This window comes from Enterovirga sp. CN4-39, assembly GCF_049446235.1.
Classification (GTDB): Bacteria; Pseudomonadota; Alphaproteobacteria; order Rhizobiales; family Beijerinckiaceae; genus Enterovirga.
Window position 1 is genome coordinate 1 of the sequence record NZ_JBMSEF010000035.1, and the last position, 20,433, is coordinate 20,433.

25 protein-coding genes and 1 other annotated feature are annotated in these 20,433 nt (G+C 69.4%); of the genes, 15 read left to right on the forward strand and 10 right to left on the reverse strand.

Annotation, left to right across the window (positions count from 1 at the left end; translation table 11 throughout):
• The 3 genes from ACO2SS_RS27650 to ACO2SS_RS27660 all read left to right on the forward strand — a co-directional run.
• On the forward strand, positions 1-720 hold a 720-nt coding region (locus ACO2SS_RS27650; protein WP_423281089.1), incomplete at its 5' end, for an HAD-IC family P-type ATPase.
• A gap of 7 nt (positions 721-727) precedes the next feature.
• The gene (gene ccoS / locus ACO2SS_RS27655; protein WP_423281090.1) at positions 728-865 is read left to right on the forward strand and encodes a cbb3-type cytochrome oxidase assembly protein CcoS; all 138 of its coding nucleotides are present in this window, start codon (positions 728-730) and stop codon (positions 863-865) included.
• 111 nt (positions 866-976) lie between these two features.
• Positions 977-1,342, forward strand: a complete 366-nt coding sequence (locus tag ACO2SS_RS27660) for a c-type cytochrome (RefSeq protein WP_423281091.1) — start codon at positions 977-979, stop codon at positions 1,340-1,342.
• Between the two features lie 30 nt (positions 1,343-1,372).
• On the opposite strand, the gene ACO2SS_RS27665 is transcribed toward ACO2SS_RS27660, so the two are convergent.
• The 5 genes from ACO2SS_RS27665 to ACO2SS_RS27685 form a co-directional block, all read right to left on the reverse strand.
• The gene (locus ACO2SS_RS27665; RefSeq protein ID WP_423281092.1) at positions 1,373-1,765 is read right to left on the reverse strand and encodes a response regulator transcription factor; all 393 of its coding nucleotides are present in this window, start codon (positions 1,763-1,765) and stop codon (positions 1,373-1,375) included.
• 104 nt (positions 1,766-1,869) lie between these two features.
• Complete coding sequence (gene fixJ / locus ACO2SS_RS27670) at positions 1,870-2,481, reverse strand: response regulator FixJ (RefSeq protein ID WP_423281093.1); 612 nt, start codon at positions 2,479-2,481, stop codon at positions 1,870-1,872.
• Positions 2,471-3,985 carry a PAS domain S-box protein gene (locus ACO2SS_RS27675; RefSeq protein WP_423281094.1) on the reverse strand — a complete coding sequence of 505 codons (1,515 nt, stop codon included), beginning with the start codon at positions 3,983-3,985 and terminating at the stop codon, positions 2,471-2,473. The genes fixJ and ACO2SS_RS27675 overlap by 11 nt, the downstream gene beginning before the upstream one ends.
• A gap of 135 nt (positions 3,986-4,120) precedes the next feature.
• Complete coding sequence (gene hemN, locus ACO2SS_RS27680) at positions 4,121-5,473, reverse strand: oxygen-independent coproporphyrinogen III oxidase (RefSeq protein ID WP_423281095.1); 1,353 nt, start codon at positions 5,471-5,473, stop codon at positions 4,121-4,123.
• Between the two features lie 102 nt (positions 5,474-5,575).
• A complete protein-coding gene (locus tag ACO2SS_RS27685) occupies positions 5,576-6,463 on the reverse strand; it encodes a cation diffusion facilitator family transporter (protein WP_423281096.1) in 888 nt (295 codons plus the stop codon).
• 144 nt (positions 6,464-6,607) lie between these two features.
• Between ACO2SS_RS27685 and ACO2SS_RS27690 the strand changes: the two genes are divergently transcribed.
• Positions 6,608-7,519 (forward strand): AEC family transporter, encoded by a 912-nt coding sequence (locus tag ACO2SS_RS27690; RefSeq protein WP_423281097.1) that lies wholly within the window; start codon positions 6,608-6,610, stop codon positions 7,517-7,519.
• A 6-nt stretch (positions 7,520-7,525) separates the two neighbouring features.
• Here ACO2SS_RS27690 and ACO2SS_RS27695 read toward each other — a convergent pair whose 3' ends face one another.
• Positions 7,526-7,696, reverse strand: a complete 171-nt coding sequence (locus ACO2SS_RS27695; protein ID WP_423281098.1) for a hypothetical protein — start codon at positions 7,694-7,696, stop codon at positions 7,526-7,528.
• Between the two features lie 186 nt (positions 7,697-7,882).
• Here ACO2SS_RS27695 and ACO2SS_RS27700 point away from each other — a divergent pair, with 186 nt between their 5' ends.
• From ACO2SS_RS27700 to ACO2SS_RS27710, 3 genes are all read left to right on the forward strand, one after another.
• Positions 7,883-8,173 carry a (2Fe-2S)-binding protein gene (locus ACO2SS_RS27700; protein ID WP_423281099.1) on the forward strand — a complete coding sequence of 97 codons (291 nt, stop codon included), beginning with the start codon at positions 7,883-7,885 and terminating at the stop codon, positions 8,171-8,173.
• Between the two features lie 78 nt (positions 8,174-8,251).
• On the forward strand, positions 8,252-8,764 hold the full coding sequence (gene bfr, locus ACO2SS_RS27705; protein WP_423281100.1) for a bacterioferritin: 513 nt from the start codon (positions 8,252-8,254) through the stop codon (positions 8,762-8,764).
• A gap of 133 nt (positions 8,765-8,897) precedes the next feature.
• A complete protein-coding gene (locus ACO2SS_RS27710) occupies positions 8,898-9,437 on the forward strand; it encodes a Dps family protein (protein WP_423281101.1) in 540 nt (179 codons plus the stop codon).
• Positions 9,438-9,446: 9 nt separating this feature from the next.
• Here ACO2SS_RS27710 and ACO2SS_RS27715 read toward each other — a convergent pair whose 3' ends face one another.
• Positions 9,447-9,986, reverse strand: a complete 540-nt coding sequence (locus ACO2SS_RS27715; RefSeq protein ID WP_423281102.1) for a GNAT family N-acetyltransferase — start codon at positions 9,984-9,986, stop codon at positions 9,447-9,449.
• 149 nt (positions 9,987-10,135) lie between these two features.
• Positions 10,136-10,191: a sequence feature (sul1 is cis-regulatory element that is thought to sense ions involved in sulfur or methionine metabolism; They are found in Alphaproteobacteria), on the forward strand.
• Positions 10,192-10,258: 67 nt separating this feature from the next.
• On the opposite strand from ACO2SS_RS27715, the gene ACO2SS_RS27720 reads away from it, so the two are divergent.
• On the forward strand, positions 10,259-11,743 hold the full coding sequence (locus ACO2SS_RS27720) for a SulP family inorganic anion transporter (protein ID WP_423281103.1): 1,485 nt from the start codon (positions 10,259-10,261) through the stop codon (positions 11,741-11,743).
• 19 nt (positions 11,744-11,762) lie between these two features.
• Here the strand turns inward: ACO2SS_RS27720 and ACO2SS_RS27725 are convergent, their stop codons facing one another.
• Positions 11,763-12,713 carry a hypothetical protein gene (locus tag ACO2SS_RS27725; RefSeq protein ID WP_423281104.1) on the reverse strand — a complete coding sequence of 317 codons (951 nt, stop codon included), beginning with the start codon at positions 12,711-12,713 and terminating at the stop codon, positions 11,763-11,765.
• A 147-nt stretch (positions 12,714-12,860) separates the two neighbouring features.
• On the opposite strand from ACO2SS_RS27725, the gene ACO2SS_RS27730 reads away from it, so the two are divergent.
• The 4 genes from ACO2SS_RS27730 to ACO2SS_RS27745 all read left to right on the forward strand — a co-directional run bounded on the left by ACO2SS_RS27730 (position 12,861) and on the right by ACO2SS_RS27745 (position 15,957).
• The gene (locus tag ACO2SS_RS27730) at positions 12,861-14,108 is read left to right on the forward strand and encodes a Zn-dependent hydrolase (RefSeq protein ID WP_423281105.1); all 1,248 of its coding nucleotides are present in this window, start codon (positions 12,861-12,863) and stop codon (positions 14,106-14,108) included.
• A 136-nt stretch (positions 14,109-14,244) separates the two neighbouring features.
• A complete protein-coding gene (locus tag ACO2SS_RS27735; protein WP_423281106.1) occupies positions 14,245-14,610 on the forward strand; it encodes an ArsR/SmtB family transcription factor in 366 nt (121 codons plus the stop codon).
• Positions 14,607-15,140, forward strand: coding sequence for an SRPBCC family protein (locus ACO2SS_RS27740; protein ID WP_423281107.1), 534 nt, complete (start codon positions 14,607-14,609; stop codon positions 15,138-15,140). The genes ACO2SS_RS27735 and ACO2SS_RS27740 overlap by 4 nt, the downstream gene beginning before the upstream one ends.
• A gap of 37 nt (positions 15,141-15,177) precedes the next feature.
• Positions 15,178-15,957, forward strand: a complete 780-nt coding sequence (locus ACO2SS_RS27745) for a DUF899 domain-containing protein (RefSeq protein WP_423281108.1) — start codon at positions 15,178-15,180, stop codon at positions 15,955-15,957.
• A gap of 21 nt (positions 15,958-15,978) precedes the next feature.
• Here the strand turns inward: ACO2SS_RS27745 and ACO2SS_RS27750 are convergent, their stop codons facing one another.
• On the reverse strand, positions 15,979-16,326 hold the full coding sequence (locus tag ACO2SS_RS27750; RefSeq protein WP_423281109.1) for a hypothetical protein: 348 nt from the start codon (positions 16,324-16,326) through the stop codon (positions 15,979-15,981).
• 151 nt (positions 16,327-16,477) lie between these two features.
• Between ACO2SS_RS27750 and ACO2SS_RS27755 the strand changes: the two genes are divergently transcribed.
• Positions 16,478-16,789: a BrnT family toxin gene (locus ACO2SS_RS27755; RefSeq protein ID WP_423281110.1), complete on the forward strand. Its 312-nt coding sequence runs from the start codon at positions 16,478-16,480 to the stop codon at positions 16,787-16,789.
• Positions 16,764-17,090 (forward strand): BrnA antitoxin family protein, encoded by a 327-nt coding sequence (locus ACO2SS_RS27760; protein ID WP_423281111.1) that lies wholly within the window; start codon positions 16,764-16,766, stop codon positions 17,088-17,090. Before ACO2SS_RS27755 ends, ACO2SS_RS27760 begins: the two co-directional genes overlap by 26 nt.
• Positions 17,091-17,149: 59 nt before the next feature.
• Here ACO2SS_RS27760 and ACO2SS_RS27765 read toward each other — a convergent pair whose 3' ends face one another.
• Positions 17,150-18,331, reverse strand: a complete 1,182-nt coding sequence (locus ACO2SS_RS27765) for a pyridoxal phosphate-dependent aminotransferase (RefSeq protein WP_423281112.1) — start codon at positions 18,329-18,331, stop codon at positions 17,150-17,152.
• A gap of 182 nt (positions 18,332-18,513) precedes the next feature.
• Between ACO2SS_RS27765 and ACO2SS_RS27770 the strand changes: the two genes are divergently transcribed.
• On the forward strand, positions 18,514-20,313 hold the full coding sequence (locus tag ACO2SS_RS27770; RefSeq protein ID WP_423281119.1) for an IlvD/Edd family dehydratase: 1,800 nt from the start codon (positions 18,514-18,516) through the stop codon (positions 20,311-20,313).
• Positions 20,314-20,433 lie beyond the last annotated feature (120 nt).

Here is a 20,433-nt window from a genome sequence, read left to right on the forward strand (position 1 = left end):
CTCGGCTCGCCCGCCTTCTGTTCGGCCGGGCGCGAGGCCGAGGCCGTGCTGGCCCGCCACCCGGACGCATCCGTGCTCTGCATCCGCCTCGGCGATCGCGCGCCCGTCGCCCTGCCGATCCACCAGCCGCTCCGCCCGGACGCGAGGGCGACGATCGCGGCCCTCCAGCGGGACGGCTACCGCGTCTCGATCCTGTCGGGTGACCGGCGGAGCGCGGTCGCGGCCGCCGCGGCGGCGCTCGGCATCGAGGAATGGTTCGCCGAGCTGTCCCCGTCGGGCAAGATCGCCCGCATCGAGGATCTCGGCCGCGCCGGGCGCCGCGTCCTCATGGTCGGAGACGGCCTCAACGACGCGCCGGCCCTCGCGGCCGCGCATGCCTCGCTGTCGCCCGTGACGGCCGCGCATGTGAGCCAGGCGGCCGCCGATGCCGTGTTCCTCGGCCGCGGCCTCGAGCCGGTCCGCACCGTGCTCGCCGTCGGCAAGCGCGCGAAGCGGCTGATGACGCAGAACCTCTGGTTCGCGGCCCTCTACAACCTGCTCGCGATCCCGCTCGCGGCCGGCGGATTCCTGACCCCGCTCATCGCGGCGCTGGCGATGTCCGGCTCGTCGGTGGTCGTGTCCCTGAACGCCGTCCGGCTGCGGTTCGAGCAGCCCTCCCGGACCGCGAGGCCGGAGGGCTCCGTCGGGGCCGCGCCGGCGACAGAACTCAAGCCCGCATGAGGCGCAGATGAACGTCCTGGTCTTCATGATCCCGATCGCGACCGGCCTCGGCGTCGTCGGGCTCTGCGCCTTCCTGTGGGCCCTGCGCTCCGGGCAATACGAGGACATCGAGGGCGCGGAATACCGCGTGCTCCGGGAGGATTGAGGAGCCGGGCCGAGGGCGCCGTCCGATGGACACTGCGCCCAGGCTTGATCTCGCTCCAAACCGCCTTCAGACCAGGAACCCGGCTCGACCCGGAATCGCGAGGAGAACGGAATGAGTGGGCAGAAATCCCTTGCCGCTGCCGGCTGGCCGAAGCGGACCTTGGTCCTCTGGGCGGGGCTGCTGATTCTCGCCTGGGCGGCCGTTCAGCCGGCCGCCGCCCTGTCGCCGCGCGAGCAGCGCGGCCAGAATTTCGCCCGCACGCATTGCGCGAGCTGCCACGCGATCGGCCGGACGGGCGCCTCGCCGCTCGCGGCGGCTCCCGCCTTCCGTGACCTCCACACCAAGTACCCGGTCGACGATCTCGCCGAATCCTTCGCGGAAGGCATCGTCACCGGCCACCCGACCATGCCCGAATGGCAGCTCGACCCGCCGCAGATCGGCGACCTCCTGGCCTACCTGAAGACCCTGGAGCGCTGAGCCGGCCGGCTCGGCCGGGGCAGGCACCCGTCAGGCGACGCGCTCTGACGGGCCCCCGAGGCGCGCCGCCGCGACGGCGCTGAGAAGGACATCCTGCGACAGCGGCTTGTCGATCAGGTCGAGCCCCGCCTCCTCGGCGCGCTTGCGGATGGCGGGATCCGGATGCCCGGTCATGAGGATGACGGGCGCGCGGATGTCGCGTGCGCGCAGCCGGTGGAACAGGTCGACGCCGTCCATGCTCGGCATCTTGTAGTCGATGATCACGCAGGCCGGCTCCGGCCCCGGAAGGGAGGACAGCAGCTCCGCACCCCCGCGGAAGCTGAGGACGCAATAGCCCTCGCTCTCCAGGAGGAAGCGGAGCGAATTGAGCGCGCCGGGGTCGTCGTCGACGATGAAGATGGGCGGCGCGGATAGGGGCGGCATGGCGTTCGTGCCGGCCCGCGAGGGGCCTCAGGAGTGGACCGACGCACAGGATAGGGCGGCCCGCCACCCCGCGCCTTGACCTCGATCAACGCCGGCGGATCGGGTCAGGCGATCCCCGCCCGCACGGCCGAACGGACCAGTTCCGAGATGCTTCCGGCCTGCATCTTAGTCATCACGTTGGCGCGGTAGATCTCGACGGTGCGCGGCGAGATGTCGAGGTGGCGCGCGATGACCTTGTTCGCCTCGCCCGTGACGAGACGGTCGAAGACCTGCCGCTCGCGCTGGGTCAGGGTGTCCAGGCGCCGCGTGAATTCCTGCAAGGCCGGATCCTGCAGCTCCGGCTCCCGCCGCTCGAGCGCGGTCGCGATCGCGCGCAGGAGGACCTCGTCGTCGAACGGCTTCTCGAGGAAATCCGACGCCCCGAGCTTCATGGCCTCCACGGCGAGCGGCACGTCGCCATGGGCCGTCATCACGATCACCGGAAGGGTGCGGCCGCTCCCGCGGATGCGGCGCAGCAGCTCGATCCCGTCCATGCCCGGCATGCGGATGTCGGTCAGGATGCAGCCGGCGATCCCGGGCAGCGCCTCGAGCAGCGACTGCGCCTCGGGGTAGACCCGGACCGCGTGGCCGGACGTATCCAGCAGGAACTCGAGCGATTCACGCATGGCCTCGTCGTCGTCGACGACGTGAACCGCCCTGTTTGCCTCAATCTGCATCGCTCGCCTCTTCGACGGCCGCGGCCGGAAGCGTCAATCGGAAGGTCGCGCCACCCTGAGCGTTGGGCTCCACCCACAATCGCCCGCCATGAGATTCCACAATCGTCCGGCTGATGGATAGCCCCACGCCCATCCCGGTCGCCTTCGTGGTCACGAAGGGCTGGAACAGGCGGTCCGCCACCTCGTCCGAGATGCCCGGCCCGGTATCGGCGACGCTGATCTCCACCTGGCCGTCCTCCTGGAGGGTGGTGGCCAGCACGAGTTCGCGCCGGGGCGCGTCCTGCATGGCGTCGGCGGCGTTGCGCAGCAGGTTCACGAGGACCTGCTGCACCTGCACGCGGTCGGCCAGCACGAAGCTCGCCCGCGGGTCGAGGTTCATCCGGGTGACGATGCCCTGCTGGGCCGCGCCGACGAGCGCGAGCGCGCTCGCCTCGTCGATGAGGCGGGAGACCGGTTCGACCCGCTTCTCCGTCTCCCCGCGGGACACGAAATCGCGCAGGCGGCGGATGATCTGCCCGGCCCGCACGGCCTGCTCGGATCCCTTGTCGAGCGCGTCCCGGACCTTGGGGAGGAGCTCCGGGTTGCCCTGGTCGAGAAGGCGGCGGCAGCCCTTCATGTAGTTGCTGATCGCGGCCAGCGGCTGGTTCAGCTCATGGGCGAGCGTGGAGGCCATCTCGCCCATCGCGGTCAGCCGCGAGACATGCACGAGCTCCGATTGCAGCTCCTGCAGCCGTGCCTGGGTCTGCTGCCGTTCGGTGACGTCCGTGATGAAGCCCGTGAAGAACACGCGGTCGCCCGAGCGCATCTGCCCGACCGCGAGTTCCATGGGGAAGCTGGACCCGTCCCGGCGCATGCCCGAGACGACGCGCCCCGTGCCGATGATGCGTTTCTCGCCGGTCTCGTGGTAGCGCCGTAGGTAGGAATCGTGCCGGCTCTGGTCCGGCTCCGGCATCAGCATGGAGATGTTCCGGCCGATGACGTCCGCGGCGGCATAGCCGAAGAGGCGCTCCGCGGCCGTGCTGAACGACTGCATGATCCCCTGCGCATCGATGACGATCATGGCATCCGGAACGGTGTCCAGGATCGAGCGCAGATGCGCCTCCCGCTCGAGCAGCGCCCGCCTGACCTCCAGGTTGCGCCGCTGCATGGCCCGCAGGCTCTCGCCGCCGATGGCAATCGACATCCCGAGCAGCGCGAAGAGAAGCGCGTCCACCTGGTTCGGAAGCTCGAACGGCTCCCGCATCAGGATCGCGGATCCGGCCGCGACGCCGAGGATCGTGGCCGCAACGCCCGGCAGGAACCCGCCCGTGACCGCGCCGACCAGCAGGGCGGGCACGAAGAAGAGGAACACCACCCGGTCGCCGAGAAGCGGGTCGAGCATCAGCCGCAGGCCGGCAGCGGCCGCGACGAGCAGCGCGGCATAGAGGTAGGGGCGGAAATCGGCCCGGCTCTTCTCGAGGGAGAAGACGCTCGCCCGGTTCGGGAATCGGATCCAGTCGCTCATGGAGGCGGGCGGGAAGGCAGGCGGCGAGCCCTGCGGCCCGCCTTCGAGGAAGTGTCGCCTGCCCTATAGACCAGCGGCCGGGCAAGCGAGAATGCGCCCGATCGCCCGGCGCCGCCCCGTGCGGCCGCCTCGGCCTCAGACGGCGCGGCTGTGAGTCCGGCCCGACTGGCCGAGATAGGCATCGAAGGCGGACGCGACCGCGCGCACCAGGAGGCGTCCCTCCTCCTCCACCCGCACGACCGGTCCGCGGATGCGGACGAGCCCATCGGCCTCGAGGGCCCGGAGCTTCGGGAGCGTGGCGAGGAAGCCCTCCGCCGTGCGGCCGTGAGCCCGGCAGAGCCGGTCGAGATCGATCTCGCCGTCGCACATGATGCGCTCGATCGCCTCCGCCCGCAGCGCGTCCTCCGGGGTGAGCCGGTACCCCTTGGAGGTCGCGAGCGATCCCGACCGGACCCGCTCGACATAGCGCGAGGTGACGACCTCGTTCTGCACGTAGCCCTGCGGCAGGCGGCCGATGGCGGAGGCGCCGAACCCGACCAGCGCCTCGGCATCATCCGTCGTGTAGCCCTGGAAATTGCGGCGCAGCGTGCCGTTCTGGTGCGCCAGCGCCATCGGGTCGTCCGGGCGGGCGTAATGATCGAGCCCGATCCGGCGGTACCCGGCCGCCACGAGTTCCTCGGCGATGGCCTCGGCCTGCGCCTCGCGGGCCGGCCCATCCGGCAGGGCCGCCTCCTCGATCTTGCGCTGGTGCTTCTTGAAGAACGGCACATGCGCGTAGCCGAAGACGGAGAGCCGGTCCGGCCGGAGTTCCAGCGAGCGCCGGACCGTCTCGCGGCAGGAGGCGACGTCCTGGAGCGGCAGCCCATAGATCAGGTCGAGGTTGAGGGCCCGGATCCCGGCCCTGCGCAGCCCGCTCGCCGCCCGCTCCGTCTCCGCGAAGCTCTGGACGCGCCGGATGGCGGCCTGCACGGCTGGGTCGAAGCTCTGGACGCCGAGGCTCGCGCGGGTCACGCCGGCGCTCGCCAGCGCGAACATCATCTCGACCGTGAGGGTCCGCGGGTCGATCTCGATCGCGACCTCGGCATCCTCCTCCACGCCGAAGCGCGAGCGGAGGAGCGCCATGAGGTCCACGAAATCGGCCGGCGGCATGATGGTCGGCGTCCCGCCGCCGAAATGAATGTGCCCGACGGGCCCGGGAGAGCCGATGCGGTCCGCGACGAGGCCGATCTCGGCCCGCAGGGCGGCCAGGTATTCCGCGATCGGCTCGTCCCGGCGCGTCACCGAGGTGTGGCAGCCGCAATACCAGCACATGGCGCGGCAGAACGGGACGTGGAGATAGAGGGACAGGCGCCTTTCCGGGCTCAGGGATCCGAGCCAGCCGGAATAGGTCTCGCCCTGCACGGCATCGCTGAAATGCGGCGAGGTCGGATAGCTCGTGTATCGGGGAAGGCGCTCGTCGCCGTATCGCGCGCGAAGGTCGTCTCTCATGGCCAGCCGGGTTCCGGCGCTGCTCGCGCCGGGAAAAACCCTACCGAGACACGCCCATCCCGCTTTGATCTCGCGCAAAGGCCGGCTTCGACCCCGCCTTCGTCAGAGCACCACGATGCCCGAATGCTTCGCCTTGTTCTCGGGCTCGACGTGGATCGTCACCACGGCGTCCGGCACCTCGGCCTTCAGGGCCCTCTCGATCGCGTCGCAGATGTCGTGCGCGTCCGACACCGGAAGGTTGCCGGCCACCACGAGATGGAAATCGATGAACGTGATCCGGCCGGCGTGCCGGGTGCGGAGGTCGTGCGCCTCGATGGCCCCTTCGGCATTGGCCGAGATCGCGTCGCGGATCCGCGCCAGCGTCTCCGGAGGAGCGGCCTCGTCCATGAGACCGCCGAGCGATTCCCGCATCACCTTCCAGCCCGACCACAGGATGTTGAGCGCCACGATGGCGGCGAGGGCCGGGTCGAGGATCGGAAGGTCGAACGCCCAGGCCGCGCCCAGCCCGACGAGCACGCCCGCGGAGGTCAGGACGTCGCTGAACAGGTGCTGGCCGTCGGCCACCAATGCGTGCGAGCGGAGCCGCCGCCCCTCGCGGACCAGCACCCATGCCCAGAGCGCATTGATGACGGCAGCGGCGGCGTTGATGGCGAGGCCGAGGGCGGGTGCATCGATGCGGCGCGGCGCGAACGCCGCCTCCCACGATTCGCGCAGGATCAGAAGGGCCGCCACGATGATCAGCGCCCCTTCCAGCACGGCCGAGAAGTACTCGGCCTTCGTGTGGCCGTATGGGTGGTTGGCGTCGGCCGGCTGCGCCGCGAGACGGATCGTGTAGAGCGCGACCGCGGCCGTCACGACGTTGATCACGCTCTCCAGCGCGTCCGAGAACAGCGCCACGCTTCCCGTGAGGGAATAGGCGAGGCCCTTCAGGGCGAGAACCAGGATCGCCACGGCGATCGAGGCCGCGGCGAGCTTTTGCCGTTTGTCCATGAGAGCCCGAGCGGTCTCGCCGATTTGGTGAAGGCCGCCTCCTAGCACTCCGGAGCCGCGATTTGGAGGCGTGGCGGCCGTTCTGATGTGTGCAGGCTTCGGGTCACCCTTGAGCTCACGGCGTGGGAGCGCCAGAGCACGGGCATGGCCGCCTGGATCAACGCCTTCTTCCCGACCTTTGCGCTGATCGGGCTCGGAATCCTCCTCCGGGAGCGGCTGCTGAAGGACCAGGGCGTCTGGGCCGGGCTCGACCGCCTCACCTTCTTCGTCCTCCTCCCGTCCCTCCTGGCCTCCTCGATCTCGACCGTGAACCTGTCCCAGCTGCCGCTCGGCGCGCTGGCCGGCACGATCTGGACGACGCTGGGGCTGGCGACGCTCTCCGCCCTCCTTCTGTCGCGCCTGCTCGGCCACAACCGGGCCGCCATGACGTCGATCGTCCAGGGCGGCATCCGGTTCAACAACTACGTGGCGCTCGCCGTCTCGGCCGGCCTCTACGGCAACGAGGGGCTGGCCTTCGGCGGCGTGGCGGCGGGCCTGATCGTGCCCTGCGTGCAGGTGATCCTGACCTCCGTCTTCGTGCTGAGCGACGGCGGGCGCCTGCAGCCGCTGAAGCTGCTGCGCCAGATTGCCATCAATCCGCTGATCATCGGCTGCATGGTCGGCTTCGCCTTCGCGGCTTTCGGGGGGATGCCGGCCGGCCTTTTCCCCCTCGCCCGCTCGCTCGGCCAGGCGGCCCTCGCGCTGGGGCTGCTCTCGGTCGGCGGAGGCCTGGCGATCGGCGCGCTGCGCGAGGCGCCCCTGACCCAGGTGCTGGTCGGGATCCAGAAGCTCCTGCTGGTGCCGCTGGTGACGTTCGGCCTCGCGCGCCTGTTCGGCCTCGCCCCGGAGATCGCCGCCATCGCGACGCTCACCATGGCGATGCCGACCGCATCTACCTCTTACGTGATGGCGCGCGTGATGGGCGGCGATGCCCGCCTGATGGCGGCCATGATCACGCTCCAGCACCTCGCCGCGATCGTCTCGCTCCCGCTCTGGGCGCTCGCCCTCGGCCGGTAGCCGGCCCTACTTCTTGGCCGCTTCCTTCACGGCGTGTTCGAGCTTGTCGCCCTGGTGCTTCGGGCTGTCGCCGCTCGCCACCGCCCCGCCCTTCTCCAGCTTCGGCTCCGTCCCGGCCTTGAGCTTGTCGCCCTGACGCTTGGGGCTGTCGCCGTCGCCCGCCTTGGTGCTCGCCATGGTTCGCGCCCTCCTCCCGGTCCAACTCCGGACGGAGGGCTGAGGTTGCGTTCCGACGCGAGGGCGGCCGGTCTGTGGCAAGCCATCGCAGTAGAATTTTGACAGTCGCGCCTTGGCGCTGCGCCCGGTCGATGCTAAGTAACTGATATCACAGGTTCTTTTGAATCCTTCCAAACTGCAAATCCCGTGATCGTCTGCTCCTGCAACATCCTGTCCGACGGGGACGTCAAGGCCTGTCTTGCGCCAGGCCCAGGCTGTCCGCGCACGCCCGCACAGGTCTATACCTGTCTGGGCTGCAGCCCCGATTGCGGCCGCTGCGCGCGGACGATCCGGGCCATCATGGACGAGGCGCTCCGCGCCGCGGCCGAGGAGGCCTGCGGCACCTGCCCGCTGTCCTGCGGGGCGGACCACGACCACGTCCATCGCCACGATGGCGAACCCGAGCGAGTTCCGGCCCACGCCGCCGCCACCGTTTGAAATCATTCTAAACTAGCTGGACAAGGGACCCGGATCGGGCCTAAAGCCGTTCCAGGCATCTTACGATGTGAGGATCGGATGAAGGGCGACCCGAAGGTCATCGACTACCTGAACCGCGGGCTCCGGAGCGAGCTGACGGCCATCAACCAGTACTGGCTCCATTACCGGCTCCTCGACGATTGGGGCTACAAGGAGCTGGCGAAGAAGTGGCGCAAGGAATCCATCGAGGAGATGGAGCACGCCGACCGCTTCACGACGCGCATCATCTTCCTCGACGGCTTCCCGAACATGCAGGTGCTCGACCCCCTGCGCATCGGCCAGAACGTGAAGGAGATCCTGGAATGCGACCTCGCCGCCGAGGTCGATGCCCGAGCTCTCTATCTCGAGGCCGCGAAGTACTGCGACAGCGTCAACGACCGCGTGTCCAAGATGCTGTTCGAGGACCTGGCTTCGGACGAGGAGGGCCATATCGACTTCCTCGAGACGCAGCTGAACCTCGTCGAGCAGCTCGGCCTCCAGCTCTATGCCCAGAAGCATGTCGGCAAGATCGACGAGGGCGACCATTCGGGCAGCCCGGGCCTCGAGGGCTGATAGATCCGCCAGGGCGGACGCCCAAGGCCAAGCTTGCCGGGAACGGCTCGTTCCCGGCAGGGTTTTACGGTCGTCAGGACCGACCGGCCTTCGCGCCGGCAGGTCCTGTCCCCCTTCTGACCGGAGACCCATCATGGCCAATGTGGCGAAGCTGAAGCCGCGCTCGGGCGGCGGATCGAGCCTTGGTACGCCAACCGACCTGTCCGATGACGCGGTCCAGGCCATCTCCGGCGCGATCAACGGCCTGGTGGCGGACGCCTTCGCGCTCTACGTCAAGACCAAGAACTACCACTGGCACCTGAGCGGACCGAACTTCCGCGACTACCACCTGATGCTCGACGAGCAGGGCGCCCAGATCTTCGCCACGATCGATCCCCTGGCCGAGCGCGTGCGCAAGATCAGCGGGACCACGATCCGGTCGATCGGCCAGATCCACACGCTGACCCGCGTGGCCGACGACGACCGGGAATTCGTGCCGCCCGTCGAAATGCTGCGCCAGCTCATGAACGACAACAAGGCGATGGCGAAGTCGATGCGCGATGCGCACGACATCTGCGACGAGCACAAGGACGTCGCGACCGCGAGCCTCCTGGAAAACTTCATCGACGAGACCGAGCGCCGGACCTGGTTCCTGTTCGAGGCGAGCCGCGACCCCGACCAGACCGGCCACTAGGCCCAGGGCTCAGGACAAGCGCAGGCGGGCCTCCACGAGGTTCGCCTCGCTCGAGGCGGAAAACGTGAAGCCGAGCTCGCGGCAGAGCGCGATCATGTTCCGGTTCTCCCGCAGGATCAGGCCGAGCACGGATTTGAGCCCGAGCTCCCTCGCGCCCTCGAGCACCGCGTCCATCAGCGCGTGACCGAGGCCGAGGCCCTTCAGGTCCGACCGCACCAGCACCGCGTATTCCCCCTCGTCCGACGAGAGCTGGTGGATGCGCCCGACCCCGAGGAGGCGTCCGGTCCCGGGCTCGATCGCCGCATAGGCCCGCGCATGGCGCCTGTCGAAATGCGTAAGGCGGAAGATCTGGTTCTGCGGAACCTCCCGCAGGGCGACCAGGAAGCGGAGCCGGCGGTCCTCGTCCGTCACATGGGTGTCGAATTCGGGATAGAGCGCGTCGTCTTCCGGCCGCAGCGCCCGCAGCAGCACCTCGCGCCCGTCGGCCAGCACGAGCCTCCGCGCCTCGCCTTCGAGGTGCCCCGTCGCAATCTCCGCCGCATCGTCCAAGGGCTGTCCTCTGGCGTGACCTCCGCGCCCCATCGTTGCCGGAGCTTCGCTCCGGCGAAAGCCCCTTCGGGCGCCCGATGTTCCCGGACCGGAAGGCGAGAGAGGATATTGCGCCGCAGCATGAGCTTGCTGTAGCCTCCGCGCATTCGACTGGACCCGGTGAAACTCCGGGTGGCTCTTCCGGCCGCCGATCCGCCGGACCACGCAACTGACCCGACGATCCGACCCTGGCGCCAGGCGCCGGGCGCCCGTCCTTTTGCGGAAAGCTCTCCATGCAGCCGTCCTCGCGCCTCCATCGCGAATGGTTCTCCAATGTCCGCGCCGATGTCTTGTCCGGCATCGTCGTCGCGCTCGCCCTGATCCCCGAGGCGATCGGCTTCTCGGTCATCGCCGGGGTCGACCCGAAGGTCGGCCTCTATGCCTCCGTGGTGATCGCCTGCGTGATCGCCTTCGCGGGCGGCCGTCCCGCCATGATCTCGGCCGCCACGGCCGCCACCGCGGTCGTGATGGTGAACCTCGTCCGCGACCACGGCGTCCAATATCTCTTCGCGGCCACCATCCTGATGGGCGTCATCCAGATCGGCGCCGGCCTCCTGAAGCTCGGGCGCGTCATGCGCTTCGTCTCGCAATCGGTGATGACGGGCTTCGTCAACGCGCTCGCGATCCTCATCTTCCTCGCCCAGTTGCCGGAGCTCACCGGCGTCACCCCGGCGACCTACGGGCTGATCGCGCTCGGGCTCGCCATCATCTACGGCTTTCCGCGCATCACGCGCGCCATCCCGTCGCCGCTCGTCGCCATCGTGGTGCTGACGATCGTCACGGCGCTGCTCGGCCTCGACGTGCGCACGGTCGCCCATCTCGGCGAGCTGCCATCGGCCCTCCCGAGCTTCGCCCTGCCGGACGTGCCCTACACGTTCGAGACGCTGCGCATCATCCTGCCCTACTCGCTCACGCTGGCGGCCGTGGGCCTGCTCGAATCCCTCCTCACGGCCCAGATCGTCGACGACATGACGGACACCCCGTCGAACAAGAACCGCGAATGCATGGGCCAGGGCGCCGCCAACATGACCTCCGCGGTGTTCGGCGGCATGGGCGGCTGCGCCATGATCGGGCAATCGGTCATCAACGTCTCGTCCGGCGCGCGGGGAAGGCTCTCGACGCTCGTCGCGGGCGCGTTCCTGCTGGTCCTCCTGGTGCTCCTCCAGGATCTCCTGGCCGTGGTGCCGGTCGCGGCCCTGACGGCCGTGATGATCATGGTGTCGCTGAACACCTTCTCCTGGCGCTCGCTCCTCCAGCTCAGATCCAACCCGCTCTCCTCCTCGGTGGTGATGCTGGCGACCGTCGGAATGGTCGTCGCCACGAAGGACCTCGCGATCGGCGTCCTCTGCGGGGTGCTCCTCTCGGGCGTGTTCTTCGCCGGCAAGGTCTCGCGCCTCAGCCGCATCGTCCCGGAGCTCTCCGCCGACGGCCGCACCCGCACCTACCGGGTGACGGGCCAGGTCTTCTTCGCCTCGGCCGGGACCTTTGCGGATGCGATCGACGTCACCGAGCCCGTGGACCGCATCGTGATCGACGTGCACGAGGCGCATTTCTGGGACATCTCGGCCGTCGCCGCTCTCGACCGCATCGTCCTCAAGGCCCGCCGGCACGGCCGCGCCGTCGAGGTGATCGGCCTGAACGAGGCGAGCGCCACGATGGTCGAGCGGTTCGGCACCCACGACAAGGGCGAGGCCTCCGCATCCGCCGCCGCCCACTAGGAGGCAGGCAGCCCGCCCTTCAGCCGAGCCACCCGGCGGAGCGCAGGCGGGCGGCGATCTTCCGGGCGACCAGGTCCATCCCGCGCTCGCCCGGATGGATCACGTCCCTGAAGATCTCGGCTTCCTCGTTCAGGAACAGGTCGCTCAGGTCCAGGAAGGCGGTCTCTCCTTCCGTCCAGACCGACGAATCCGACAGGGCGTCGCGCGCAGCCTCGTATTGGCGCGCGATATAGGCCTCGCTCTCGGGCGGAGGGAGCATCGACGCCTCGTGCCGGCTCCGGACGCGCTTGAGCACGCCGACCGGCTGCATGACGAAGAGAAGCGGCACCGCCCAGGCGGAGCAGATCCTGGCCATCTTCTCCACGTTGCCGACGAAGCGCGCGAGGATGGCGGCCTCCCAGGCGGGCGTGCCGTAGCCGGTTTCCCGGCGAAGCGCGGCGAGCCTGTCGAAGAAGAGCTGCCGCAGCGCCGGGCCGTCCGGCTGTTCCTCCTTCAGCCAGATCGATCTCGTCCGCGGGTCGAAGCGGCCCTCGAACAGGAGGTCGTAGACGAACTGCACATGCGGATAGCCCGGGCGCGGGTCGAAGCTCATCGGCATGAGGATGTCGCTGCCGCCACCGAGCACGACGATCGCGCGCGGCCGCGCATCCACGATGTCGTGCAGGATGCGGGCGAGCGACACCCCGGAATTCGCGGCCGTGATGCCGAAATTCAGGAAGCGCCCTCCCCCGGCCGGGGATGCCAGATCGCCCAGTCTCTCGCACAAACCCGTCGACGCGACCGTGCTGTCGCCCAGGACCGGGATGTCGCCCGGGCCGAAAGCCTGCTCGTCCCCCGGCCCGGAAAACACCCGGTACGGCGCCGGGTGGTAGTGGCTGGAGAACGCCGCCGTGTAGAACCGCTCCTGCTCGGGCCGGACATGGCCGCCTTCCGCCGCGAGCGTGACCCACCAGTTCAGCTTGACGCTCACCTATGCGCGCTCCGGCTCCGTCCCTGCGGAGCCAAGTCTCTCGCAGCCGCAGCGGCGACGCGATCCCGAATCCGGTCGCCACGCCGCCTCTCCCCATCGTTCTGATGGCGGGCTTGACCTCGGGCGGCGCTGCGACAGGCTAGCCGCATGACCGACAGCCTGGCCCACAACATCCCCCTCTCCTCGGATCGCCTCTGGCAGGCCCTCATGACGATGGCCGAGATCGGCGCGACCGCGAGGGGCGGCTGCGATCGCCAGGCCCTCACGGATCTCGATGGCGAGGGAAGGCGCCTCCTGGCCCGCTGGGCCGAGGAGGTGGGTCTTTCCGTCGAGGTGGACCGCGTCGGGAACATGCGCTGCCTGCGCCCCGGGCGCGATCCCGACCGGGCTCCGGTCGCGATCGGGAGCCATCTCGACACCCAGCCGAGCGGCGGCAAGTTCGACGGCCCTCTCGGCGTCCTGGCCGGGCTCGAGATCATGCGGGCCCTGCACGAGGCGGGCGCCGAGACCGAAGCGCCCCTGATGCTCGTGAACTGGACCAACGAGGAAGGTGCGCGCTTCAGCCCGCCCATGATGGGAAGCGGCGCCGCCATGGGCATCTTCTCCGAGGCGGAGATCCTGGCGAAGACCGACCCCGAGGGCGCGGTGCTCGGCGAGGAGTTGCGCCGCATCGGCTGGCAGGGCGAGGCCGAGCCGGGAGACCTCCAGGGGCTCGGGGCCTATTTCGAGGTGCATATCGAGCAGGGGCCGATCCTCGAGGACGAGGGCCTCGATGTCGGGATCGTCACCCATGCCTCCGCGCAGGCCTGGTTCGAGGTGACGGTGACGGGCGCGGAGGCGCATGGCGGCAGCCGCATGGCGGGTCGGCGCGATGCCCTGGTCGGCGCGTCGCGGCTCGTGGAAGCGGTGGAGCGGATCGCAATTGCGGAAGGCGCACGCGGAACTGTGGGCCGTCTTCTCGTCTCGCCGGACAGCCGGAACGTCGTGCCGGGCCGGGTCTGGCTCAGCGTCGAGTTTCGGGCCGACGATCACGACACGCTCGCCAGGATGGAGGATGCGTTGCGCCAGGAGGGCGCCGATCTCTCGCGCGAGCGCGACCTGGTGGTCGCCGTCGAGCCCTTCTGGTTCTCCCCCGTGACGCCCTTCGATCCCGCCCTCGTCGGTCGGATGCGCGAAGCGGCGCGCCGCCGCAACCTTCCCCATCGGGACATGCCGACCGTGATCGGGCACGACGCGGTCTACATGGCCCGCAAGGTCCCGTCCGCGCTGCTCTTCGTGCCCTGCATCGGCGGCATCAGCCACAACGAGGCGGAGGCGATCACGCCCGACTGGGCGGCCGCAGGCTTGCATGTGCTTGCCGATGCCGTGCTGGAGACCGCAAGCCTCGTGCGCTGACGCCCGGGGCCACGCGCCCCTGACCTTCCCGACCCTTCGATACCGGCGCCGCCTCGCTGCCCAAGCGGGACGGCAGACTTTCTGACATTCAACTTGTTGGTTGACTATTTCCGTGCAGAGGTTGATACTCAACCTTATGGTTGAGCTTTCGGCATCTCGGCTGGACATCGTCTTTCACGCGCTCGGCGACGCGACGCGGCGGCGAATGCTTCGGGATCTGGCCGCGGGCGAGCGCACGGTGACGCAGCTCGCCCAGCCCTTCGACATGTCGCTCGCGGCCGCCTCCAAGCACGTCAAGGCGCTGGAGAATGCCGGCCTCATCCGCCGCGAGGTGCGGGGCCGGATGCATGTCTGCCGCCTGGAGCCGGGGCCGCTCGCGAGCGCGCACGAATGGCTCGGCTTCTACGAGCGCTTCTGGACCGACCGCCTCGATACCCTCGAACGGCTCCTCCGGCAGGAGGACGCGCGCAAGGCCCCCGCGAAGGAAGGAGAGGAAACATGACCGACGGTTTGACCCCGAACGGCTATGCCGTGCATCCCGAGCCCGCCGCGCTGAGGATCGAGCGCCTCCTGCCCGGCCCGATCGAGCGCGTCTGGGCCTACCTGACGGAGAGCGACCTGCGGCGCCGCTGGCTCGCGGCGGGCGACATGGCCCCGACACCCGGCTCGGCCTTCGAGTTCGTCTGGCACAACGACGAGCTGACGGACCCGCCCGGCAACCGGCCGCCCGGCGCTTCGGCCGAATTCCGGCTCGCGTGCCGCATCCTCCTCTTCGAGCCGCCGAACCGGCTCGTCATCGGCTGGGGCGAGACCGGCGAGGTCAGTTTCACGCTGGAGCCGAAGGGCGGCGACGTGCTGCTGACCCTCATTCACCGCCGCGCCCGGGATCGCGAGATGCTCCTCAACGTGACGGCCGGCTGGCATGCGCATCTCGACATCCTGGCCGCGCGCCTGAAGGGGGCCGAACCGGAGCCGTTCTGGGACCATTGGAGCGGGCTGAAGGCAGAATACGAGCCCCGTATCCCCGCCTGACCTTTCCGCCGCCCTACCCTGCGCAAGGAGACACGCGATGGAGACGCACCGCATCGGAACACGCGAAGACTGGCTCGCGGCCCGGCTGGAGCTGCTGGACGCGGAGAAGGAACTCACCCGGCGCTCGGACGAGATTGCCCGGCAGCGCCAGGCACTGCCCTGGGTGCCGATCGAGAAGGCGTACCGCTTCGACACAGACGAGGGCGAGGCATCGCTGAAGGACCTGTTCCGCGGCCGCTCGCAGCTTCTCGTCTACCACTTCATGTTCGGGGCGGAGTGGAAGGCGGGCTGCCCCTCCTGCTCGATGATCGCGGACGGGTTCGACGGTTTTCAGGTCCACCTCGCGAACCACGACGTCATGCTCTGGGCGGTCTCCCGCGCACCACTGCCGAAGCTGCAGGCCTACAAGGCGCGCATGGGCTGGAGCTTTCCCTGGGCCTCGTCCGCGACCAGCGAGTTCAGCGCGGACTTCAACGTGGCGTTCACGGAGGAGCAGCAGCGCGTTGGCGCGGTCGAATACAACTACCGGCGCGAGCCGGTCTTCGACTGGCGCCCCGGCCAGGACGGCGGCGGCGGCGATGCCGAGGACCGCTTCGCCGCCATGTGCGGCACGGATCGGGCCTCGTTCCACCGCGACCGGCCGGGCCTCAGCGCCTTCGCGCTCGAAGGCGGCACCGTGTACCACACCTACTCCGCCTATTCGCGCGGGCTCGACGGGCTGTGGGGCGCCTACCAGTGGCTCGACCGCGCCCCGAAGGGCCGGAACGAGACGGGCGGCGTCTGGTGGCGCCGCCACGACGAGTACGCGGCCGCCTGAGGCCCGGCCTCGCCGGCGCGGCTATTGCAGCATTCGCCGCGCCTCGAGGACGGCATTCTCGCAGGCCACCTTGTCGCCGGCGCTATCCGCCTTGCGCGCCAGCTGGAGCGCCGCGAGCGCGTTTGCGGCCTGCTCGCCCTCGCCCAGCTTCTCTTCGGCCTGGGCGATCGAGCTCGGGGTGGGCTGCCGGTTAAGGAGGGCGGCCCGCGATTCCGTGCCGGTCGGGCCGGCGGCGGCCACGGCCGCGATCCTCGCGTCGACGGCCGCCTGGGCGGCATCGATCTGCGCGGCACAAGGCCCGGCGATTGCGGGCCCGGCCGATACGGCGAGTGCTGCGGCGCCGAGGATCGGCAGGATGCGAAGGATCATGGCTGCTCTCCTCTCTCAGGTTCGAGGAATAATGCCGTCCCTGCAGCTGCGATTCCAGCTTTTCCCGAGTGACGGACGTTCTGCTGATCAGCCGTCACATGGCCCATGCGGGGCTGCTTCTACCGAAGGCTTTTTGTTGCTACAATAACCCATGGACGTCGAGTTCGATCCGGAGAAGAGCGCGAGAAGCGAACGCGAGCGCGGCCTCCCTTTCGATCTCGTGGCCGAGCTGGAATGGCACCGCGCGCTGATCGCCCTCGATGACCGGCAGGACTACGGCGAGAAGCGGTTCGTTGCCCTCCTGCCGATGACCGGGCGGGTCTACGTGGTCTGCTACACACTCCGCCCGGTCGCCGGGCCAGCCGAACTGCCGCCCGCCGGACAGGTCCGCCGGATCATCAGCTTCCGCAAGGCGAACAAGCGAGAGGAGCGCATCTATGAGCAGGCCACCACTGACCGATGACGACGGCGAGGTCCGCGAACTGACCGCCGAGGATGCGACGCTCTTCCGGCCGAGCGCGGAGGTCGACCCCGGTGTGGTCGAAGCCATGCAGCGCTTGAAGAAGGGTGGCCGGCCGAAGGTCGAGGCCCCGAAGGCCCATATCGGGTTTCGCATGGCCGCCGACCTGGTGGAGGGCATCAGGGGGACGGGAAGGGGCTACAACGTCCGCGTCGAGAAGGTCCTGCGCGAAGCGCTGGACCGGGGCGAACTGAACGCCGATGAGGATCTGCCAAAGCGCCGGCAGGCCGGCCGGAACCGGTGAGCTGGGCAGGCCTCCCCCGCACGCCGCCGCGTGCATCGACAGTCCGGCCGGGCCTCCCCTCACGCCACCTTGCGCTCGGCCAGGAAGGCGCCCATGCGCTCGAGCGCCCTGGCGATGTTCTCGGCGGAGTTGGCGTAGGAGACGCGGATATAGCCCTCGCCGTGCACGCCGAAATCGGGTCCGCCGATGATGGCGATTCCCGCCTGCTCCAGCAGCGCGGAGGCGAGCGGCTTCGCCTTCCAGCCGGTCCTGGAAATGTTCGGGAAGGCGTAGAAGGCGCCCTTCGGCGTGATGCAGGAGACGCCCGGCAGCCGGTTCAGCCCCTCGACCACGAGCGCGCGGCGGCGGTCGAACTCGGCCACCATCGCGGTCACGGCATCCTGTGATCCGGTGAGTGCCGCAACGCCCGCCCATTGCGTCGGCGCGTTCACGCAGGAGAACGAGTTCACGGCGAGTTTTCGCGCCATGTCGTAGAGCTTCTTCGGCCAGATCGACCAGCCGAGGCGCCAGCCCGTCATGGCGTAGGTCTTCGAGGCGCCCTCGAGCATGATCAGACGGTCGCGCAGCTCCGGATACGAGAGCAGCGAGACGTGCTCCTCGCCGTCATACGTCATGGTGCCGTAGATCTCGTCCGACAGGATGGCGACGTCGGGATGCTTCGCGAGGCCCGCGACGAGCTTCTCCACCTCGGCCTTGGGCGTCACGCCGCCGGTCGGGTTGGCGGGCGAGTTGAGGATCAGGAGCCGCGTCTTCGGCGTGATCAGCGACAGCGTCTCCTCGGCCGAGAAGGCGAAGCCGTTCTCCTCGCGGATCGGCACCGGGATTGGGGTCGCGCCCGTGTACTCGATCATGGAGCGGTAGATGGGAAAGCCCGGATCCGGATAGAGGATCTCGGCTCCCGGCTCGCCGAACATCAGGATCGCGGCGAACATCGTCACCTTGCCGCCCGGCACCACCATCACGTTGTCCGGCGAGACCTCGACGCCGAAGCGGCGGTGCAGGTCGCCCGCCACCGCCTCGCGCAGCGGCAGGATGCCGGTCGCCGGCGTATAGCCGTGGTGGCCGTCGCGCAGCGCCTTCATGGCGGCCTCGACGATATGCGGCGGGGTCGGGAAGTCCGGCTGGCCGATGCCGAGATTGATGATGTCGCGGCCTCCGGCGGCGAGTTCGGTCGCCCGCGCCAGCACGGCGAAGGCGTTCTCCTCGCCGATGCGTTCGAAATTCTGCACGGTGTGAAGCATGGTTCCTCCCGGGCGCCGCCGGCTGCCGCTTTGCGGAGGCCTGTCGCGCACCCGGGCGCCCTGCGCAAGCCCCGGGGCAACCCTGCTTTCTCCGCATTGATCTCGCCCGAGGGAGGGTTCACAACTCCCCCCTGTCTGGAGCGCTTCGAAAGAAAGCGCCCCGCAGGGAGCACATGACCGCGATGGCCCGGAAGATCACGCCCGAGAACCTCCGCTCCAAGCAGTGGTTCGACAATCCCGACAATCCGGGCATGACGGCGCTCTATCTCGAGCGCTACCTCAATTACGGCCTCACCTCCGCCGAGCTGCGCAGCGGAAAACCGCTGATCGGCATCGCGCAGACGGGCTCCGACCTCTCGCCCTGCAACCGCCACCACCTCGAGCTCGCCAAGCGCGTGCACGACGGCATCACGGCGGCCGGCGGCGTCGCCTTCGAGTTCCCCTGCCACCCGATCCAGGAAACGGGAAAACGCCCGACCGCCTGCCTCGACCGCAACCTCTCCTACCTGTCGCTCGTCGAGGTCCTGTACGGCTACCCGCTCGACGGCGTCGTGCTCCTCACGGGCTGCGACAAGACCATGCCGGCCTGCCTGATGGCGGCCGCGACCGTGAACATCCCGGCGATCTCGCTGAATGTCGGGCCGATGCTGAACGGCTATTTCCACAAGGAGCTGACGGGCTCCGGCACGGTCGTCTGGAAGGCGCGCGAGCGCCACGCCAAGGGCGACATCGACTACCAGCAGTTCATGGACATCGTCGGCTCCTCCGCCCCCTCGGTCGGCCATTGCAACACCATGGGCACGGCCTCCACCATGAACGCGCTCGCCGAGGCGCTCGGCATGAGCCTGCCCGACTCGGCCGCCATCCCGGCGCCCTATCGCGAGCGCGGCCAGGCCGCCTACGAGACCGGCCGGCGCATCGTCGACATGGTGTGGGAGGATTTGAAACCCTCCGACATCATGACCCGCGAGGCGTTCGAGAACGTCATCGTGGCGAACGCGGCGATCGGCGGAAGCACGAACGCGCCGATCCACATCAACGCCATCGCAAAGCATATCGGCGTCGAGCTCTCGAACGACGACTGGGAAAAGATCGGCTTCGAGATCCCGCTCCTCGTCAACATGCAGCCGGCCGGCGCGTGGCTGGGCGAGGAATACCACCGCGCGGGCGGCCTGCCGGCCGTCCTCGCCGAGCTGATCGAGGCCGGGAAGATCCACGAGAACTGCATCACGGCCAATGGCCGCACGATCGGCGAGAACAACCGCGGCAAGTTCTCGTGGAACCGCGAGGTGATCTGCGCCTATGGCGAGCCCCTGAAGGAGAAGGCCGGCTTCCTCAACCTCAAGGGCACGATGTTCGACAGCGCCATCATGAAGACCTCCGTCATCTCGGAGGAATTCCAGCAGCGCTACCTGAACAACCCGGACGACCCGAACGCCTTCGAGGGCCGCGTCGTCGTCTTCGACGGGCCGGAGGACTACCACCACCGCATCGACGATCCCTCGCTCGAGATCGACGAGTGCACCATCCTGATCATGCGGGGCGCGGGGCCGATCGGCTATCCGGGCGCCGCCGAGGTGGTGAACATGCAGCCGCCGGGCGAGCTCCTCAAGCGCAACGTCACCTCCCTCCCCTGCATCGGCGACGGGCGCCAGTCGGGCACCTCGGGCACGCCCTCCATCCTCAACGCCTCGCCGGAGGCCGCGGCGGGCGGCGGCCTCGCCCTGCTGCAGACGGGCGACCGCATCCGCATCGACCTCAACAAGCGCTCGGCCGACATCCTGGTCTCGGACGAGGAACTGGAGCGCCGCCGCAAGGACCTCGCGGCCCGCGGCGGCTACGCCTACCCGGCCTCCCAGACGCCCTGGCAGGAGATCCAGCGCTCGATGGTCGACCAGCTCTCGGAAGGCATGGTGCTGAAGCCGGCCGTCAAGTACCAGCGCGTCGCGCAGACCTTCGGGGTGCCGCGGGACAACCACTAGCGCCACCGCGTAGCCTCTCCCGGACGGGAGAGGCCGAGCGCCGCCGGCAGGCGGCGACCGGGTGAGGGCAGGAGCCCGGACGGGACGGCGCGGCGCCGGACGCCGCGCCGCCGACCAGGT

Coding starts and splice junctions, on each gene's coding strand:
- ACO2SS_RS27720 (WP_423281103.1), top strand. CDS start 10,259: ATGCAGCCGTCCTCGCGCCTCCATCGCGAATGGTTCTCCAATGTCCGC.
- ACO2SS_RS27750 (WP_423281109.1), bottom strand. CDS start 16,326: ATGATCCTTCGCATCCTGCCGATCCTCGGCGCCGCAGCACTCGCCGTA.
- ACO2SS_RS27745 (WP_423281108.1), top strand. CDS start 15,178: ATGGAGACGCACCGCATCGGAACACGCGAAGACTGGCTCGCGGCCCGG.
- ACO2SS_RS27760 (WP_423281111.1), top strand. CDS start 16,764: ATGAGCAGGCCACCACTGACCGATGACGACGGCGAGGTCCGCGAACTG.
- ACO2SS_RS27755 (WP_423281110.1), top strand. CDS start 16,478: ATGGACGTCGAGTTCGATCCGGAGAAGAGCGCGAGAAGCGAACGCGAG.
- ACO2SS_RS27730 (WP_423281105.1), top strand. CDS start 12,861: ATGACCGACAGCCTGGCCCACAACATCCCCCTCTCCTCGGATCGCCTC.
- hemN (WP_423281095.1), bottom strand. CDS start 5,473: ATGAGAGACGACCTTCGCGCGCGATACGGCGACGAGCGCCTTCCCCGA.
- fixJ (WP_423281093.1), bottom strand. CDS start 2,481: ATGCAGATTGAGGCAAACAGGGCGGTTCACGTCGTCGACGACGACGAG.
- ACO2SS_RS27770 (WP_423281119.1), top strand. CDS start 18,514: ATGGCCCGGAAGATCACGCCCGAGAACCTCCGCTCCAAGCAGTGGTTC.
- ACO2SS_RS27665 (WP_423281092.1), bottom strand. CDS start 1,765: ATGCCGCCCCTATCCGCGCCGCCCATCTTCATCGTCGACGACGACCCC.
- ACO2SS_RS27710 (WP_423281101.1), top strand. CDS start 8,898: ATGGCCAATGTGGCGAAGCTGAAGCCGCGCTCGGGCGGCGGATCGAGC.
- bfr (WP_423281100.1), top strand. CDS start 8,252: ATGAAGGGCGACCCGAAGGTCATCGACTACCTGAACCGCGGGCTCCGG.
- ACO2SS_RS27675 (WP_423281094.1), bottom strand. CDS start 3,985: ATGAGCGACTGGATCCGATTCCCGAACCGGGCGAGCGTCTTCTCCCTC.
- ACO2SS_RS27660 (WP_423281091.1), top strand. CDS start 977: ATGAGTGGGCAGAAATCCCTTGCCGCTGCCGGCTGGCCGAAGCGGACC.
- ACO2SS_RS27685 (WP_423281096.1), bottom strand. CDS start 6,463: ATGGACAAACGGCAAAAGCTCGCCGCGGCCTCGATCGCCGTGGCGATC.
- ACO2SS_RS27690 (WP_423281097.1), top strand. CDS start 6,608: ATGGCCGCCTGGATCAACGCCTTCTTCCCGACCTTTGCGCTGATCGGG.
- ccoS (WP_423281090.1), top strand. CDS start 728: ATGAACGTCCTGGTCTTCATGATCCCGATCGCGACCGGCCTCGGCGTC.
- ACO2SS_RS27735 (WP_423281106.1), top strand. CDS start 14,245: ATGGTTGAGCTTTCGGCATCTCGGCTGGACATCGTCTTTCACGCGCTC.
- ACO2SS_RS27740 (WP_423281107.1), top strand. CDS start 14,607: ATGACCGACGGTTTGACCCCGAACGGCTATGCCGTGCATCCCGAGCCC.
- ACO2SS_RS27765 (WP_423281112.1), bottom strand. CDS start 18,331: ATGCTTCACACCGTGCAGAATTTCGAACGCATCGGCGAGGAGAACGCC.
- ACO2SS_RS27695 (WP_423281098.1), bottom strand. CDS start 7,696: ATGGCGAGCACCAAGGCGGGCGACGGCGACAGCCCCAAGCGTCAGGGC.